Raw genomic sequence first — 14,125 nt, 5'->3', positions numbered from 1 at the left:
CGTAGGAGAACGTCTTGTCATAGAGACGTCAAGGCAGCAACAATCCGCATGCATACTTTGACTAACTATCGAATGATGCGCGGCATAATGCAGATAATCCGTTTCCGGATTGATAACTGAGCGAGCGCTATCATGAGCGAACCAAAAATAAAGCGAGACCCGGAGGGAACACGGCGGCGCATTCTGGAGGCGGCCACCGAACAGTTCACCCGGTTCGGACTGGCCGGCGCGCGAGTCGACGCCATTGCTACCGCGGCCGAAACCAATGAGCGCATGCTCTATTACTATTTTGCGAGCAAGGAAGGCTTGTACGTTTCGGTTCTCGAAACAATGTACGGGCGCTTCGGAGAGCGTGAAGTCAGTCTGGATCTGACGGGTCTGCCGCCGTCCGAGGCCGTGCGCAAGCTGGCGGAGTCCATCTGGGATCATCTGCGTGAAAACCCCCAATGGCTGAGCCTCATCAATAACGAAAATCTGCATGAAGGACGATACCTGGAGCGTTCGAGCACGCTGCGCGAAACTATCTCCCCGGTCATCGCCATCATGCGCGAGATTCTCGAGCGCGGCATGGCGTCGGGTGAGTTCCGGCCGGGCATCGATCCGCTCGACTTTTACATCACGGTGGTAGGCATGGGCTACTACGTGGTGTCGAACCGGTTCTCGATCAGTGCGTTCACCGGGCGCAACTACAGCGAGCAGCCGCGTCACGAAGCCATCGCCGCGATGCATACCGATATGCTGCTGGCCTATCTCACTTCGCACAAGAAGGCGCAATAAGCTTTGCCGGGGCGATCGCCGTCACGCCTTCTGACGTGATGAATCAGGCGACGCGATGTCGTCGCCCCAGGCCTTGGCGGCCGCCACCGCGCGCCGCCAGTCCTTCAGGTTGGCCGCCACGCATGCGGGCTGCATCGACGGGTTGAAGCGCCGGTCTTGCTGCCACTGCTGCTGCACCGTTTCAATGTCAGGCCAGAATCCCGTCGCCAATCCCGCCAGACAGGCCGCGCCGAGCGCGGTCGTCTCGATGATGCGCGGGCGCACTGCATCGATGCCGAGCAGGTCGGACTGAAACTGCATCAGCAGATCATTTGCGCAGGCGCCGCCATCCACGCGCAGTTCTTCGATGTGCATGCCCGAGTCGGCTTCCATGGCCTTGAGGACATCCGCCGATTGATACGCAATCGAATCCAGCGCCGCGCGCGCGATATGTGCCGAGGTTGTTCCGCGCGTCGCGCCGAACAGCGTGCCGCGCGCGCGGGCGCTCCAGTGCGGCGCACCGAGTCCCGCGAAAGCCGGCACGAAGTAGACGCCGTCGGAGTCCGGAACGCTGCGCGCGAGCGCCTCGACTTCGGCCGCGCTGCGGATGATGCCCAGGCCGTCGCGCAGCCATTGCACCACCGCGCCCGCGATGAAGATGCTGCCTTCCAGCGCGTAATGGACTTCGTCGCCGAGCTTCCATGCAATGGTCGTGACGAGACTGTTCTTCGATTCGATCGGCTGTGTCCCGGTGTTCATCATCAGGAAGCAGCCGGTGCCGTAAGTGTTCTTTGCCATCCCGGAACGTGTACACATCTGGCCGAACAGTGCGGCATGCTGATCGCCGGCGACTCCGGCCAGCGGCACTTCGGCGGTCAGCACGCCGGTTGCCGTGCGGCCCACGCATTCCGATGACGCACGCACGTCGGGCAGCATGTTGCGCGGGATGTCGAAGGCGTCGAGCAAGTCGTCGTCCCAGTCGAGCGTATGGATGTTGAAGAGCATCGTGCGGGACGCGTTGGTGATGTCCGTGACGTGCAGCGCGCCCTTCGTGAAATTCCAGATGAGCCAGCTGTCTACCGTGCCGAATGCGAGCTTGCCGCGCGCCGCCTGCTCGCGCGCGCCCTCGACGTTGTCGAGGATCCAGCGGATCTTGGTCGCGGCGAAATACGCGTCGATGGGCAAGCCGGTCTTCGCGCGCACCGTCGCCGACAAACCGTCCGCCCTGAGCGTGTCGCACAGGTCGGCGGTGCGGCGGTCCTGCCACACGATGGCGTTATGGATGGGCTTGCCGGTCTCCCGATCCCACACGACGGTCGTCTCGCGCTGGTTGGTGATGCCGATCGCCTCGATATCGCCGGCCTCCGCGCCGCCTCGCAACAACGCTTCGGCAGCGACGCCCGACTGGGTCGACCAGAGTTCCCACGGATCGTGTTCCACCCAGCCGGGGCGCGGATAGATCTGCGTGAACTCCTTCTGCGCCGATGACACCAGTCGCCCCTGGACGTCGAACAGCATCGCGCGCGAACTGGTGGTGCCCTGGTCGAGGCTCAGGATGAAGCGCTGTTTCATCGTCCGTCTCCGTATATTGTTCTTGGATCACGCGTGCGCTCTAGGCCGCGTGTTCCGGCGACGGTCCCGCCACGCCGGTCGCCGCTGCGTCCTGTTGGGCGAACCAGGCGTCGATACGGGCGGCGACTGTATCGCGCGAATCCGGCGCGATGTGCAAGCCCAGTTTCGAGCGGCGCCACAGGACGTCTTCCGAGATCCTGGCCCATTCGACGTCGCGCAGATAGCGCAATTCGGCTTCGTGAAGACCGAGGCCCGGCGCGAGTGACGGCCCGAGATCGTCGAGACTGCGCGCCACGCCGATGAGCGTGTCCGCGCGCGTTCCATAGGCGTGCGCGTAACGTAGCGCCAGTGACTCCGGCAGCCATGGATGACGCGATCGAAGCGCCGCGCTGAACGCGTGTATGTCCGCATGAGGCAGGTCGCCGCCCGGCAGCGGCACAGCGGCGGTCCAGGTTCGGCTGTCGTGCCGAAGCGCGCCGCACAGCGTATCCACGGCCTCCTCCGCCAGCTTCCGATACGTCGTGATCTTGCCGCCGAAGACCGAGAGCAACGGCGCTTCGCTATCGGGATGATCGGCTTCGAGCCGGTAGTCGCGCGTTACGGCGGAAGCGTTCTGCGCGTGCTCGTCCTCCAGCAGTGGACGCACGCCCGAGTAACTCCAGACAACATCCGCTGGCGCGATCTTCTGCTTGAAATAGCGGTTGATGGAGTCGCACAGATAGCGCACTTCCTCGGCGTCGATGGTCACGCGCGCCGGGTCGCCATGAAACTCCAGGTCCGTCGTGCCGATCAGCGTGAAGTCGCGCTCGTAGGGAATCGCGAAGATGATGCGCTTGTCCGGGTTCTGGAAGATGTACGCGTCAGCGTGAGAGAAGAGACGGCGCACCACGATATGACTTCCCTTCACCAGTCGCACGCGATGCTGCGGCTTCTCGCGAGTGTGGATGCCGTCGCGCAGCAGCTCGCCGACCCACGGACCCGCCGCGTTGACGATCGCACGCGCCCGCACGGTCGTTTGCGGACCGTTGCCGCCTAAGCGCGCATGCCACACGCCTTCCTGCCGCGACGCGCTGGCGAGGCGCGTTCGCGTCAGCACAGTCGCACCGCGCTCGCGTGCATCGAGGGCATTCAGCACGACAAGCCGGGCATCGTCGACCCAGCCATCGGAGTAGATGAACCCGCGCTCGATGCTGTCGACCAGCGGCGCCCCGGCCGGGTGGCGGCGCATGTCGATGCCGCTCGACCCCTGCAGCAGTTCGCGTTTTGCCAGATGATCGTAGAGAAACAGCCCGGCGCGGATCAGCCAGGCCGGGCGTAGTTCTGGCATGTGCGGCATGACGAAGCGCAGCGGCGAGATGATGTGCGGCGCCGAGCGCAGCAAGGTTTCGCGCTCCTGCAAGGCCTTGCGGACCAGGCGGAACTCGCGGTATTCAAGGTAACGCAGACCGCCGTGAATGAGCTTCGTGCTCGACGACGACGTGTGCGACGCCAGATCGTCCTGTTCGACCAGCAAGACCGAGAGCCCGCGTCCGGCAGCGTCGCGTGCGATTCCCACTCCGTTGATGCCGCCGCCCGCCACGAGCAGGTCGTAGATCAAGGCTTGCATGGTCTCTTTACTCTCAAGTGTTGTCCGGCACGAAATGGATGCGAACGAACCGAAATGTTCGTTTGCGAAAATTTATCGAATATCGGGTCAAAAGTAAAGGGGCCTGCCTGTAGGCTACATTCACGCGAAAGAAGCAAGGAAGGCGCAAAAAATAGAAGCCTGTTCAGCGTATACCCTCACCAAACTTTTCGAAAGTGAACTTTCCGTTTTCGAAAATGTTCCTTATAGTTCGGCTTGTACTTAAAAACCGGGTGCGCCCTGCGCCCGCCAAGGCAAACCACGGCACAAAGGAGACAGCGCCATGCAGGAGCGCACGCAACTCGGACAGGTGGTGTACAGGCAAGGGCCCGACTGGCCCGGCTATGCGCGGCGCGTACTGTTCTGGAACTGGTTCACGTGGCTGCTCAACTTCGCAGACCGCGGGCTCATCGGGCCGTTGCTGCCGCTCATCATCGCGGAGTTCGGCATCTCTTATGCGACGGCTGGCGGTCTCGTGTCGTTCTTCTTCGTCGGCTATCTCTCGACCTTCTTCGGCGGCCTGCTTGCTGACCGCTACGGCCGCAAGCCGATGACCGTGCTCTCCGTGTTCGGTTTCGGCGCGGCCACCTGCCTCACCGGTCTTGTCACCGGCGTCAAGTCCTTCGCCGCCGTGCGCGTGATGACCGGCATCTTCGAGGGACTCCAGTATCCTGCCGCCGCCGCCTGGGTCAGCGAGAGCTTCCCGTACAAGCAGCGCGGCCGTGCGCTGGCCATCTGGGAAACGGGCTACAGCCTCGGCACGCTGGCCGGCATCGCGGCAGCGACCGTCGTCGGCGCGCACATGGGCTGGCGCGCGGTCTGGCCGATCTGCGGCGTCATCACGTTGCTGTCGGGCGTCCTGTTCATGCGCCGTATCAAGGAGCGTCCGCGCACCGAGACGCCGGGCCACGACGAAGCCGTCGCACTGCACATCGAGAAGGGCGGCGCGCGCATCCGCGACGTCATCCGCATGCGCAACGTCTGGGTCGTCTTCGTTATGCACGGGCTCTATAACTTCACCTTCTGGATGGCCGCCACCTGGGTTCCGGCGTACGCGATCAAGGTGCATCACATGTCCTTCCTCAGCGGCGGACTGATGTCGGCGACGCTGTTCGGTGGTGTCTCGATCGGCCTCGTGCTGAGCGGCTTCCTCGCGGACCGCATCGGCCGCAAGCGCACCATCAGCCTGCTCACGCCGGTTTCGGCCATCTGTTTGTGGGGCTTTACGCAGGCGCAAAGCGCACCGATGCTGTTCACGCTGATGGTGCTCGGCGGCGTGTTCGGGGCCTACATCTCCACGGCCATTGCGCTGGTGATGGATTCAACCGATCCGCGTCTCGCCGGCATGGCCTTCGGCGTCGCGCTGTTCGGCGGCGAAGTGGGCGCGGTGCTCGGGCCGCTGTCGGGCGGTATTCTCGCGCAGGAACTCGGCTTGCAGAGCGCCATTCTCGCGCTGCCGGTCTCGCTGATCGTTGCTGCCGTGTTCGTATGGTTCGCGCATGAACCGCAACGCGACGCGCACGGCGCGCTGAAGACCAACCTGAACTCACAGACCTGAAACGGCTTCGCGACAGCGGTGCGGGGACCGACGAACCCGCGCACCTTCATTCATTTCTCGCACCGGGACCAGCATGGCAAGCAAACCGAACATCATCCTGATTCTGAACGACGACATGGGCTACTCCGACATCGGCTGCTATGGCGGAGAAATCGATACTCCGAACCTCAACCGGCTCGCCCGGAACGGCCTGCGCTATTCGCAGTTCTATAACACCGCACGTTGCAGCCCGTCGCGCGCGTCCTTGCTGACGGGGCTGCATCCGCATCAGACGGGCATCGGCGTGCTGACCTACGACTACGGTCCCGAAGGTTACGCGGGCAATCTGAACAAGCAGTGCGTGACCATTCCGGAAGTGCTGAAGACCAACGACTATCGCACCTACATGAGCGGCAAATGGCATGTGGCGAGCAGTCTCGACGAACCCACCGATACCTGGCCGATGCAGCGTGGCTTCGACGCGTTCTACGGCACGATCATCGGCGCGGGCAGCTTCTACGATCCGAACACGCTCACGCGCGGCAACACCAATATCGAGCACGAGGCGAAGGAGCAGGACGACTTCTTCTATACCGATGCCATCAGCGACGAAGCGGTCTCGTTCATCGAGCAACATGTCGCCGAACATGCCGACACGCCGTTCTTCCAGTACGTCGCGTACACGGCGCCGCATTGGCCGCTGCATGCGCATGAGGAAGACATCGCCAAGTACAAGGGCCGTTTCGACGCGGGCTGGGACGCGCTGCGCGAAGAGCGCCTGAAGCGGCTCGTCGATGACGGCATCCTGCGCGACATCTGGCGTCTCAGCGACCGCGACCCGACGCAGCCCGAATGGAGCGAAGCCGATCACAAGGCCTGGCGGCTGCGCTGCATGGAAGTGTATGCGGCGCAGATCGACCGGATGGATCAGGGCATCGGGCGCATCGTCGCGGCGCTCGAACGCACGGGGCAGCTCGACAACACTGTCATCATCTTTCTGTCGGACAACGGCGCGTGCGCCGAGGACATTCCGGAAGGCGTCACGGTCGATGATCTCGTCAACAATCTCAAGATCGCCAAATCGCACACGCGCAAGGGCGCCGAAGTCCAGTTCGGCAATAACCCGGCGCTGATGCCGGGCGGCGAAGACACGTACCAGAGCTACGGCACGGCCTGGGCGAATCTCTCGAACGCGCCGTTCCGGCTCTACAAGCACTGGATTCATGAAGGCGGCATCTCGACGCCGTTCATCGTGCACTGGCCGGACGGCATCGAGGCGAAGGGCGAGATCCGTCACTCGCCGGGCTATTTGCCCGACGTCATGGCGACGGTGCTCGACATCACTCGCACGGACTATCCGCAGCAGCATGGCGGCAACGCCATTGCGCCGCTCGAAGGTCACTCGTTGCGGGCGTCGTTCGAGGAGAAGAGTGTGGAAGCCCGTCCGCCGATGTTCTGGGAGCACGAAGGCAACGCGGCGGTGCGTATCGGACCATGGAAGCTGGTGAGGCGCTATCCGAATCCGTGGGAGCTCTACGACATGGACGCGGACCGCACGGAGTTGAACGATCTCGCGGGCCAGCATCCGGATCGCGTGAAGGACATGGCGGCGCGTTATGACGAATGGGCCGCGCGCTGCGGCGTGATTCCGCGCGAGAAGATCCTGGCGTTGATGGCGGAGCAGGACGAGCCCGCATTCTGGGAAAAGGAAGAGGACAAGTGATGGAGACGCCGGGCTTGCGCGAGGGCGGCACGAAGCGGGCGTGCTGCACGCCGCAGCGTGCTGTTCATGTGGAGTCGCCAGCGCAGGACATCGCGCGGACCGGCGAGCCTGACGCGTTGGTGCAAGTTCGCGGCGGCGAGTTCGAGATGGGCACTGATCTCGCCGAAGGTTTCGCCGACGATGGCGAAGGCCCCGCGCGCCGCGTGCGTGTGAGTGACTTCGCGCTCGAGGCGACCACCGTGACGAACGGCGAATTCAGCGCGTTCGTGCGGGCGACGGGCTACATCACCACCGCCGAGCAACTCGGCACGTCGTTCGTGTTCTATCTCCAGGTGCCGGAAGCGCGGCGCGCCGGGATGCGTCGCGTGGCGCCCGGCCTGCACTGGTGGCTGGATGTCGAAGGCGCCTGCTGGCAACGGCCCGAAGGGCCTGGCTCGCACATTCGCGACCGGGCGCGGCATCCCGTGGTGCATATGTCGTGGGACGATGCGCACGCCTACTGCGTCTGGAAAGGTGGCCGCCTGCCGACCGAAGCCGAATGGGAATTCGCCGCGCGCGGCGGTCTCGAGGGCAAGCGCTATCCATGGGGCGACGAACTCGAACCGGACGGACAGCCCCGCTGCAACATCTGGCAGGGCGATTTTCCGCTCATTACCGCGCCCGGCGGGAACGCCGGTCCGCTGCGCGTCGATGCCTTCGAGCCTAACGGCCTCGGCTTCTACAACATGTGCGGCAACGTCTGGGAATGGTGCGCAGACTGGTACACACCGGGCTATCACGTCGCGAGCAGCGCATTCGATCCGCGCTTCGATACGCCTACGGGCAAGCGCTCGATGCGCGGTGGCTCATTCCTCTGTCACGATTCGTATTGCAACCGCTATCGCGTTGCTGCGCGCAGTTCGAACGTGCCGGGGACGTCGGCGAGCAATATCGGCTTCCGGATCGCGGCGGATGGCGCACAGCGTCAACCCGCCGCCTTCGACCCCGCGAGATAGCCGTCATCCCTGCGACGCATGCATCAGCATATAGCCCGCGACCAGCACGATCACGCCGGCGAATACGCGGTTGAGCGTGCCGCGCCGATGCGCGAGGCGTCCGGCCGCGCGCGCGCCCATCCAGCCGCCGACCGTGCCGCCCAGCACGAACACCGCGGCCACGGGCCAGTCGACGTCGCCGGAAATCGAGTAGTTGATTGCAGTGGTGAGGCCAAAGCTGCCGACCGCAAACAGTGACGTGCCGATAGCCTCGACAATCTGCATCTGCGCGGCGAACATCAGTCCCGGCACGATCAGAAAGCCGCCGCCGATGCCGAAGAATCCTGACAGTCCGCCCGCGCCCAGCCCCGTGCCGCACAGTTGCGGATAGCGTCGCGAGGCGCCGGCGCGCGAGGCTTCTGCGTCAGAGGGTGTGCTGCGCAGCATCAGCACGGCCACGATGCACATGAGACCGGCGAAGTAGTCGAGCAGCCGATGACCGTCGACGAGTTTGCCCAGGCTCGAACCCAGCGCCGCGCCCAGCACGCCGCTCGCCGCGAAGGTGAAGGCCGCGTCCCAGCGCACGCGTCCGGCGCGCGCATGGGGAATCATGTTGAGATAAGCGCTTGCGGCCACGGCGAGCGCCGCCGTGCCGATGGCGGCATGCGCGTTGTGCAGGCCGACCACATAGAGCAGCAGCGGGATGGCGAGGATGGACCCGCCGCCGCCGATCATGCCGAGCATGAAACTGACGAAACCACCGCACAGCAAAGCAAGAAGGATCTGGATGAAAGACGGTTCGGGCATGCGTTCAACCCTGCCGTCGCGGTGTGGACGCGGGCTGGCCGCAGGTCAGGTTCGCGGGCACGGCCACGTCCATCATCTTCGGATAAGGCAGGTCGAGCGACGCCATGATGTGCGCATACTCGTCCTCGGTCTTGCCCGCGATGCGTGGATTCCAGCGCTGTTCCTCGCCGATGCTCGACGCGCTCATGCCCTTGTAGTCGTGCGCCGGATAGACGATCGTAGGCTCGGGCAGACGGAACAGCCGGTTGACGATCGAGTCCCACGAACGGCGCGCATCGCCGCCCTGGAAGTCGGTGCGGCCGCTGCCGCGGATTAGCAGTACGTCGCCGGTGAACACGGCGCGCGGCGCGTCGGGTTCCAGCACGAAGCTGAACGACTCGTCGGTATGGCCGGGCGTATAGAGCGCGCCCAGCGTGATGCCGTCCACGTCGATACGCTCGCCGTCGCGCACATGGCGCGTCACGCATTCGGCGCGCGTGCGTTCGCCCATGATCGTCGTGCAATGCAGCGCGTCGCGTAAATCGCCGAGCGCGGTGATGTGATCGGCGTGCGTATGCGTATCGATGGCATGCACGAGTTCCACGCCGAGTTCCTCGATCAGTTGCAGATACTGGTCGAGCCGTTCCTTCACGGGGTCGATGATCAGCGCCTCGCCGCCCGGCCGCGAGGCGAGCAGGTAGGTGTAGGTGCACGAGGCACTGTCGAAGAGTTGTCGGAAGATCATGGCGTGCTCAGTCCTTCTGTAGCGCCTGGGCGAAGCGCGCGATGAAGTCGCCGACATTCCCGAACTTTTCGAAGCCCAGCACGCTCTTCACGATGCCGTCAACTTGCGCTGCCTCCAGTCGCTCGCCCAATAGCGAACCGGCCTTCGCGCTCAGGTTGCGTTCCTGTCGCGCGAGATCCTGTTCGGGACGGCTGGTGTTGATGTGCTGTTCGAGACGCGTGCCGTCCTTCAGCAGGATCGCGACATCGGCGCTTGCGCGCGGCTGCTGCGGATTCGGCGTGATCGTCACACGCTGACGCAGCCGTCCGACCTGCGCGTCGTCGAGCGCGGCGGGGCCGTACGATGCAGCATCCACGGTGCTCCAGCCCGCGAGCGTCAGCGCGACCATCTGCGCGATGCTGAACTTCGCTTCCAGTCCGTTGGTCGGCGATGGAATGCAGCATACCGAGAGATATTGCGGCTCGACCCGGATCTCGATGCGCTCGATGTCGTCGAGACGCGCGCCCAGTCGCTCGCGCAACAGCTTGGACGCTTCGATCGAACCCTGCGTGCCATAGCACGACGCGTTGTACTTGAAGAGAATCGTGCGCGCCTGATAGTCCGGCGCAGCGGCGAGCGCGCGTGCAATCGCGTCGTTGTCGCGCGCGCTGGCATACAGCTCGATGAAACCGGCCTCGCATTCGAGCATGTCGGTCTGGCTGGTGAAACCGCGCTTTGCGAGACTCGCGGCAAGCACGCCGCTCGCGGCCGCGTGGCCCGCATGCAGCGGCTTGCACATGGTGCCGAAGGCCGCGCGCAGCCCGGCCGATTGCGTCGCGGCAATGCCGAGCGCGTGCTGCGTCTGGGCAAGCGTGAGATCGAGCAGCGTGGCGCTGGCGAGCGCCGCGCCGAACATGCCGAAGGTCGCCGTGTTGTGCCAGCCGCGCTTGTAGTGCTCCTCGCCCATGACGAGCGCGATGCGGCTCTGCATCTCCACGCCCACGACGAAAGCCGCGAGCGCGCGTTGACCGCTCAGGCCGTCGCGTTCGCAGATCGCGAGAATCGCCGACCACAGCGGCACCGACGGATGCACGCGCGAACCCAGATGCACGTCGTCAAAATCGAGCACGTGCGACGCCATGCCGTTGACCAGCGCCGCGTTGCGCACGCTGGTCCGCGCGCCGCTGCCGAGTAGCGTCGCGCGCGGCGCGGCTTCTTCCGCGCGGATCTCGGCCTCGAGCATGCCTACCGATGGGTCTGCCCACCCGGAAGTCAGCGTGCCCAGCCAGTCGAGCAGCGAGTGCTTTGCGATCTCGGTGACTTCGGCCGGCAGCGGGTCGCGAGCGCGCGCGAGACAGGTCTCGGCGAGTTCGCGTGTGAGGGGAAAGCGGGCGCTCGAAGCTTCGCTCATGAAAGGTCTCCGTGGAATGCTGTGACTGGGATGGCGGCGGGTGGCTCAGGTTCGCCGCTCGAATGCCGCCGGATTGACGAGGTTGCGCGGCGTTCCGGCCTGCCAGGCGAGCACGTCGCGAAACGCCGCATCGAAGAGCGTTTCGTAGTTTTCTTTCTGCACGTAACCGAGATGCGGCGTGCAGACGACGTTGGGCATCTGCACGAAGGCATCGCGCAGCGCGGGTTCCTCGTCGAAGACATCGAGTGCGGCGAGGCCCGGCCGCCCGCGCGCCAGCGCTTCGGCGAGCGCGCCCGGCTGCACCAGGCCCGCGCGGCTCGTGTTGACAAAGAGCGCGTCGGGCTTCATCGCCAGAAGGTGATCCAGCGTGACCATGCCGCGCGTGACGTCGTTCTGGCGCACCTGCAAGGTCAGCACGTCGGACCGGGCGAAGAGGTCGTGCGCGTCGGCGGCGAGTTCATGACCGTGCTTCGCCGCGAGCGCGAGCGACTCCGGCCGGCTCCAGACCAGAACGCGCATGCCGAAGGCCGTCGCGTAGTGCGCCAGACGCCGGCCGATGCGCCCATAACCCCAGATGCCGAGCGTGCGGTGCTCCAGCGCGACGCCGAGTCCGTGGCCGCAGGGTGTCGCGTCGTTTTCGAGGCCGCTGCGCTGCCACACGCCCGCCTTCAGATTCGCCGCGTATTGCGGGATGCGCCGCGCCGCCGCGAGCATCAGCCCCCACACGAGTTCCGCCGTGGCGACGCCGGAGAAGCGGCTCTCCGTTACCGGAATGCCGAGTTCCGTCGCCGCATCCAGGTCGATATGCGCACTCGCCTTGCCGGTCTGCGCGATGAAGCGCAGGTTCGGCAGCTTCTCCAGCAGCGCGCGCGGCATCGGCGTGCGTTCGCGGATCAGCACCAGCACTTCCGCATCGGCGATGCGCGCGGCCAGCGTGTCGAGGTCCTTGATGGTGTCGTGCAGCACCTGGACATCGTGACCGTCGAGCAGCCGGAAGCAGTCGAGCTTGCGGACGGCGTCCTGATGGTCGTCGAGGATGGCGATCTTCATCGCGGCCGCGCGCGCCGGTTAAGCCTGTGCGCCGGTGGCGACCGGCGCGCCCTGGCGCGAACTCCACTCGCTCCACGAGCCCGGATAGAGCGCCGCGCCGCGCATGCCCGCAATCTCCATCGCCAGCAGGTTGTGACAGGCGGTCACGCCGGAACCGCACTGGCCGATCAGCGCCGCGCCGTCCGTCGTGCCCGCAATCGCGCCGATTTCCTCTCGCAGCGTTGCTGCCGGCTTGAAGCGGCCGCCGGCGTCGAGGTTGTCGCGGAAGAAGCGGTTGCGTGCCTTCGGAATATGGCCGCCCACTGCGTCGAGCGTTTCGTTCTCGCCGCGATAACGGTCGGCCGCGCGGGCGTCGAGCACCACGCGTTCACCGCTGTCGATGTTGGCGCGCACGGCGTCGAAATCGACCGTCGTGACGAGCGGCGTGCGGACCGTGAAGCTGCCCGGCGCGGATGTCTTGCGCTCGCCGCTTTCCACCGCGTGACCCGCGCCGCGCCAGGCGGGCAGGCCGCCGTCGAGCACCGCGACATCGCGATGACCGGCCCAGCGCGCCAGCCACCACAGACGCGCCGCGTACATGCCGCCCGCGCTGTCGTAGCAGACGATCTGTGTGGCGTCGCTCGCGCCGGCGCGCGCCATCGCGGCGGCGAAGGCCTCGACGGACGGCAGCGGATGTCGGCCGTTCTGGCCGGTTTTCGGGCCGCTCAGTTCGGATTCCAGATGCAGATGCACCGCGCCCGGCACGTGCGCTTCGCGATAGCTCGCGAGGCCCGCGTCCGGGTTGGTCAGGTCGAAGCTGCAATCGCAGACCAGCACGTTGGCCGAGTCATCGGCGAGCAGCGAGGCGAGTTGTTCGGGGGACATCAGCGTGTCGAAGCGCATGGGGTTCCTGTTGCTTGAGAGAATGGAATTGAAGGTTTCGCTCGCGGTGCGTTCAGTGATTGAGCGGCTTGACCACGGCGCGGTAATCCGCGATATCGCTTTCGATGAACTTCGTGAAGGCGTCGCCCGAGGTGTTGGTCAGCACCGCGCCGTTCATCGTCAATAGCTTGACGACGTCGGGCTGCTTGAGGATCTGCTGGATGTTCTGGTTCAGCTTCGCGACCACGTCGGGCGGCGTGCCCGCCGGCGCGGCGACGCCGTACCACTGCGTCGTGCCCACGGCCCAGCCGAGTTCGTGGAAGGTCGGCACGTCCGGGTAAGCAGGATTGCGCTGGGCACCGCTGGTCGCGAGCAGGCGCATGCCGTCGTCGGTCAGTTGCCCGGAGAGCGGTGTATAAGGCGCGAAGAAGCTGTCCACCTGACCGCCGAGCAGCGCCGTGGTCGCCGGACCCGAGCCGGTGAAGGGCACGTTGAGGATGTCGAGGCCCGCCTTCTTCTTGAAGATCTCCATCGTCGATTGCGCTGCGCCGCCCGTGCCGGTGGACGCGTAAGTGAGCTTGCCGCCCTTGGCCGCCGCCACGTAGTCCTGGATCGTCTTGTACTTCGACTTCGCGCTGACCATCAGGCCGAACGGCGTCTCGACCACCATTGAAATGGGCGCGAAGCTGTCCGGCACCTTGTAGCGCAGGTCCGGATGCACCACCGGCGCGACCGAGAAGTTGCCGCTCATCGCCAGCAGCAGCGTGTAGCCATCAGGCTTTGAGTGAGCGACGATATCCGCCGCGATGTTGCCGCCCGCGCCGGGACGGTTCTCGACCACGACAGGATTGTCGAGACTCTTCGACAGCGCGGTAGCGACGACGCGCGCATACGTATCGCCGCCGCCGCCCGGCGGAAAACCGACCAGCAGCTTGATCGGGCCGTCCGGATAGCCGCCCGCGTGCGCCGCCGGCATGGCCGCCATGCCGATACCCAGGCCCAGCACACAGGCCGACAGGGCGCGCAGCAGACGCGCCGGAACTTCGTTCTTCGCATTTCGGGTTGAACGCATGCTTGTCTCCGTTGTTATCGATGGCCTGCTACGCA

Annotated in this window: 12 protein-coding genes; 4 read left to right on the top strand and 8 right to left on the bottom strand. The window is 65.3% G+C overall.

The genetic code is table 11. The features are described from left to right. Positions 1 to 132: 132 nt before the first annotated feature. Positions 133 to 777: a TetR/AcrR family transcriptional regulator gene (locus QCE63_RS36690; RefSeq protein WP_309840348.1), complete on the top strand. Its 645-nt coding sequence runs from the start codon at positions 133 to 135 to the stop codon at positions 775 to 777. 21 nt (positions 778 to 798) lie between these two features. On the opposite strand, the gene glpK is transcribed toward QCE63_RS36690, so the two are convergent. Continuing rightward, positions 799 to 2,328, bottom strand: a complete 1,530-nt coding sequence (glpK, locus tag QCE63_RS36685) for a glycerol kinase GlpK (RefSeq protein ID WP_309840346.1) — start codon at positions 2,326 to 2,328, stop codon at positions 799 to 801. Between the two features lie 40 nt (positions 2,329 to 2,368). After that, a complete protein-coding gene (gene glpD, locus QCE63_RS36680) occupies positions 2,369 to 3,934 on the bottom strand; it encodes a glycerol-3-phosphate dehydrogenase (protein ID WP_309840345.1) in 1,566 nt (521 codons plus the stop codon). Positions 3,935 to 4,235: 301 nt separating this feature from the next. Here glpD and QCE63_RS36675 point away from each other — a divergent pair, with 301 nt between their 5' ends. The 3 genes from QCE63_RS36675 to QCE63_RS36665 all read left to right on the top strand — a co-directional run bounded on the left by QCE63_RS36675 (position 4,236) and on the right by QCE63_RS36665 (position 8,207). Then, on the top strand, positions 4,236 to 5,510 hold the full coding sequence (locus tag QCE63_RS36675; RefSeq protein ID WP_309840343.1) for an MFS transporter: 1,275 nt from the start codon (positions 4,236 to 4,238) through the stop codon (positions 5,508 to 5,510). Between the two features lie 73 nt (positions 5,511 to 5,583). Further along, positions 5,584 to 7,212 carry an arylsulfatase gene (locus QCE63_RS36670; RefSeq protein ID WP_309840340.1) on the top strand — a complete coding sequence of 543 codons (1,629 nt, stop codon included), beginning with the start codon at positions 5,584 to 5,586 and terminating at the stop codon, positions 7,210 to 7,212. Then, positions 7,212 to 8,207 (top strand): formylglycine-generating enzyme family protein, encoded by a 996-nt coding sequence (locus tag QCE63_RS36665; RefSeq protein WP_309840338.1) that lies wholly within the window; start codon positions 7,212 to 7,214, stop codon positions 8,205 to 8,207. The genes QCE63_RS36670 and QCE63_RS36665 overlap by 1 nt, the downstream gene beginning before the upstream one ends. Before the next feature lie 3 nt (positions 8,208 to 8,210). Here the strand turns inward: QCE63_RS36665 and QCE63_RS36660 are convergent, their stop codons facing one another. From QCE63_RS36660 to QCE63_RS36635, 6 genes are read right to left on the bottom strand one after another with little or no spacing between them, the layout of a single operon-like run. Further along, the gene (locus tag QCE63_RS36660) at positions 8,211 to 8,993 is read right to left on the bottom strand and encodes a sulfite exporter TauE/SafE family protein (protein WP_309840335.1); all 783 of its coding nucleotides are present in this window, start codon (positions 8,991 to 8,993) and stop codon (positions 8,211 to 8,213) included. 4 nt (positions 8,994 to 8,997) lie between these two features. Beyond that, complete coding sequence (locus QCE63_RS36655; protein WP_309840330.1) at positions 8,998 to 9,717, bottom strand: MBL fold metallo-hydrolase; 720 nt, start codon at positions 9,715 to 9,717, stop codon at positions 8,998 to 9,000. Between the two features lie 7 nt (positions 9,718 to 9,724). Continuing rightward, complete coding sequence (locus QCE63_RS36650) at positions 9,725 to 11,107, bottom strand: MmgE/PrpD family protein (protein WP_309840328.1); 1,383 nt, start codon at positions 11,105 to 11,107, stop codon at positions 9,725 to 9,727. Between the two features lie 45 nt (positions 11,108 to 11,152). Next, the gene (locus QCE63_RS36645) at positions 11,153 to 12,157 is read right to left on the bottom strand and encodes a D-2-hydroxyacid dehydrogenase family protein (RefSeq protein WP_309840324.1); all 1,005 of its coding nucleotides are present in this window, start codon (positions 12,155 to 12,157) and stop codon (positions 11,153 to 11,155) included. Between the two features lie 18 nt (positions 12,158 to 12,175). Further along, positions 12,176 to 13,039: a sulfurtransferase gene (locus QCE63_RS36640; protein ID WP_309840321.1), complete on the bottom strand. Its 864-nt coding sequence runs from the start codon at positions 13,037 to 13,039 to the stop codon at positions 12,176 to 12,178. Between the two features lie 52 nt (positions 13,040 to 13,091). Beyond that, complete coding sequence (locus QCE63_RS36635; protein ID WP_309840319.1) at positions 13,092 to 14,090, bottom strand: tripartite tricarboxylate transporter substrate binding protein; 999 nt, start codon at positions 14,088 to 14,090, stop codon at positions 13,092 to 13,094. Positions 14,091 to 14,125: the final 35 nt, after the last annotated feature.

The sequence above is a fragment of the Caballeronia sp. LZ065 genome (assembly GCF_031450975.1).
Lineage (GTDB): Bacteria > Pseudomonadota > Gammaproteobacteria > Burkholderiales > Burkholderiaceae > Caballeronia.
This window is presented reverse-complemented; position numbering and strand designations above follow the sequence as displayed.

What these genes read in the sequence shown, in the direction of transcription:
- QCE63_RS36675 (WP_309840343.1), top strand. Translation starts at nt 4,236, where the DNA reads ATGCAGGAGCGCACGCAACTCGGACAGGTGGTGTACAGGCAAGGGCCC.
- QCE63_RS36665 (WP_309840338.1), top strand. Translation starts at nt 7,212, where the DNA reads ATGGAGACGCCGGGCTTGCGCGAGGGCGGCACGAAGCGGGCGTGCTGC.
- QCE63_RS36635 (WP_309840319.1), bottom strand. Translation starts at nt 14,090, where the DNA reads ATGCGTTCAACCCGAAATGCGAAGAACGAAGTTCCGGCGCGTCTGCTG.
- QCE63_RS36690 (WP_309840348.1), top strand. Translation starts at nt 133, where the DNA reads ATGAGCGAACCAAAAATAAAGCGAGACCCGGAGGGAACACGGCGGCGC.
- QCE63_RS36645 (WP_309840324.1), bottom strand. Translation starts at nt 12,157, where the DNA reads ATGAAGATCGCCATCCTCGACGACCATCAGGACGCCGTCCGCAAGCTC.
- glpK (WP_309840346.1), bottom strand. Translation starts at nt 2,328, where the DNA reads ATGAAACAGCGCTTCATCCTGAGCCTCGACCAGGGCACCACCAGTTCG.
- QCE63_RS36660 (WP_309840335.1), bottom strand. Translation starts at nt 8,993, where the DNA reads ATGCCCGAACCGTCTTTCATCCAGATCCTTCTTGCTTTGCTGTGCGGT.
- QCE63_RS36640 (WP_309840321.1), bottom strand. Translation starts at nt 13,039, where the DNA reads ATGCGCTTCGACACGCTGATGTCCCCCGAACAACTCGCCTCGCTGCTC.
- QCE63_RS36655 (WP_309840330.1), bottom strand. Translation starts at nt 9,717, where the DNA reads ATGATCTTCCGACAACTCTTCGACAGTGCCTCGTGCACCTACACCTAC.
- QCE63_RS36650 (WP_309840328.1), bottom strand. Translation starts at nt 11,107, where the DNA reads ATGAGCGAAGCTTCGAGCGCCCGCTTTCCCCTCACACGCGAACTCGCC.
- QCE63_RS36670 (WP_309840340.1), top strand. Translation starts at nt 5,584, where the DNA reads ATGGCAAGCAAACCGAACATCATCCTGATTCTGAACGACGACATGGGC.
- glpD (WP_309840345.1), bottom strand. Translation starts at nt 3,934, where the DNA reads ATGCAAGCCTTGATCTACGACCTGCTCGTGGCGGGCGGCGGCATCAAC.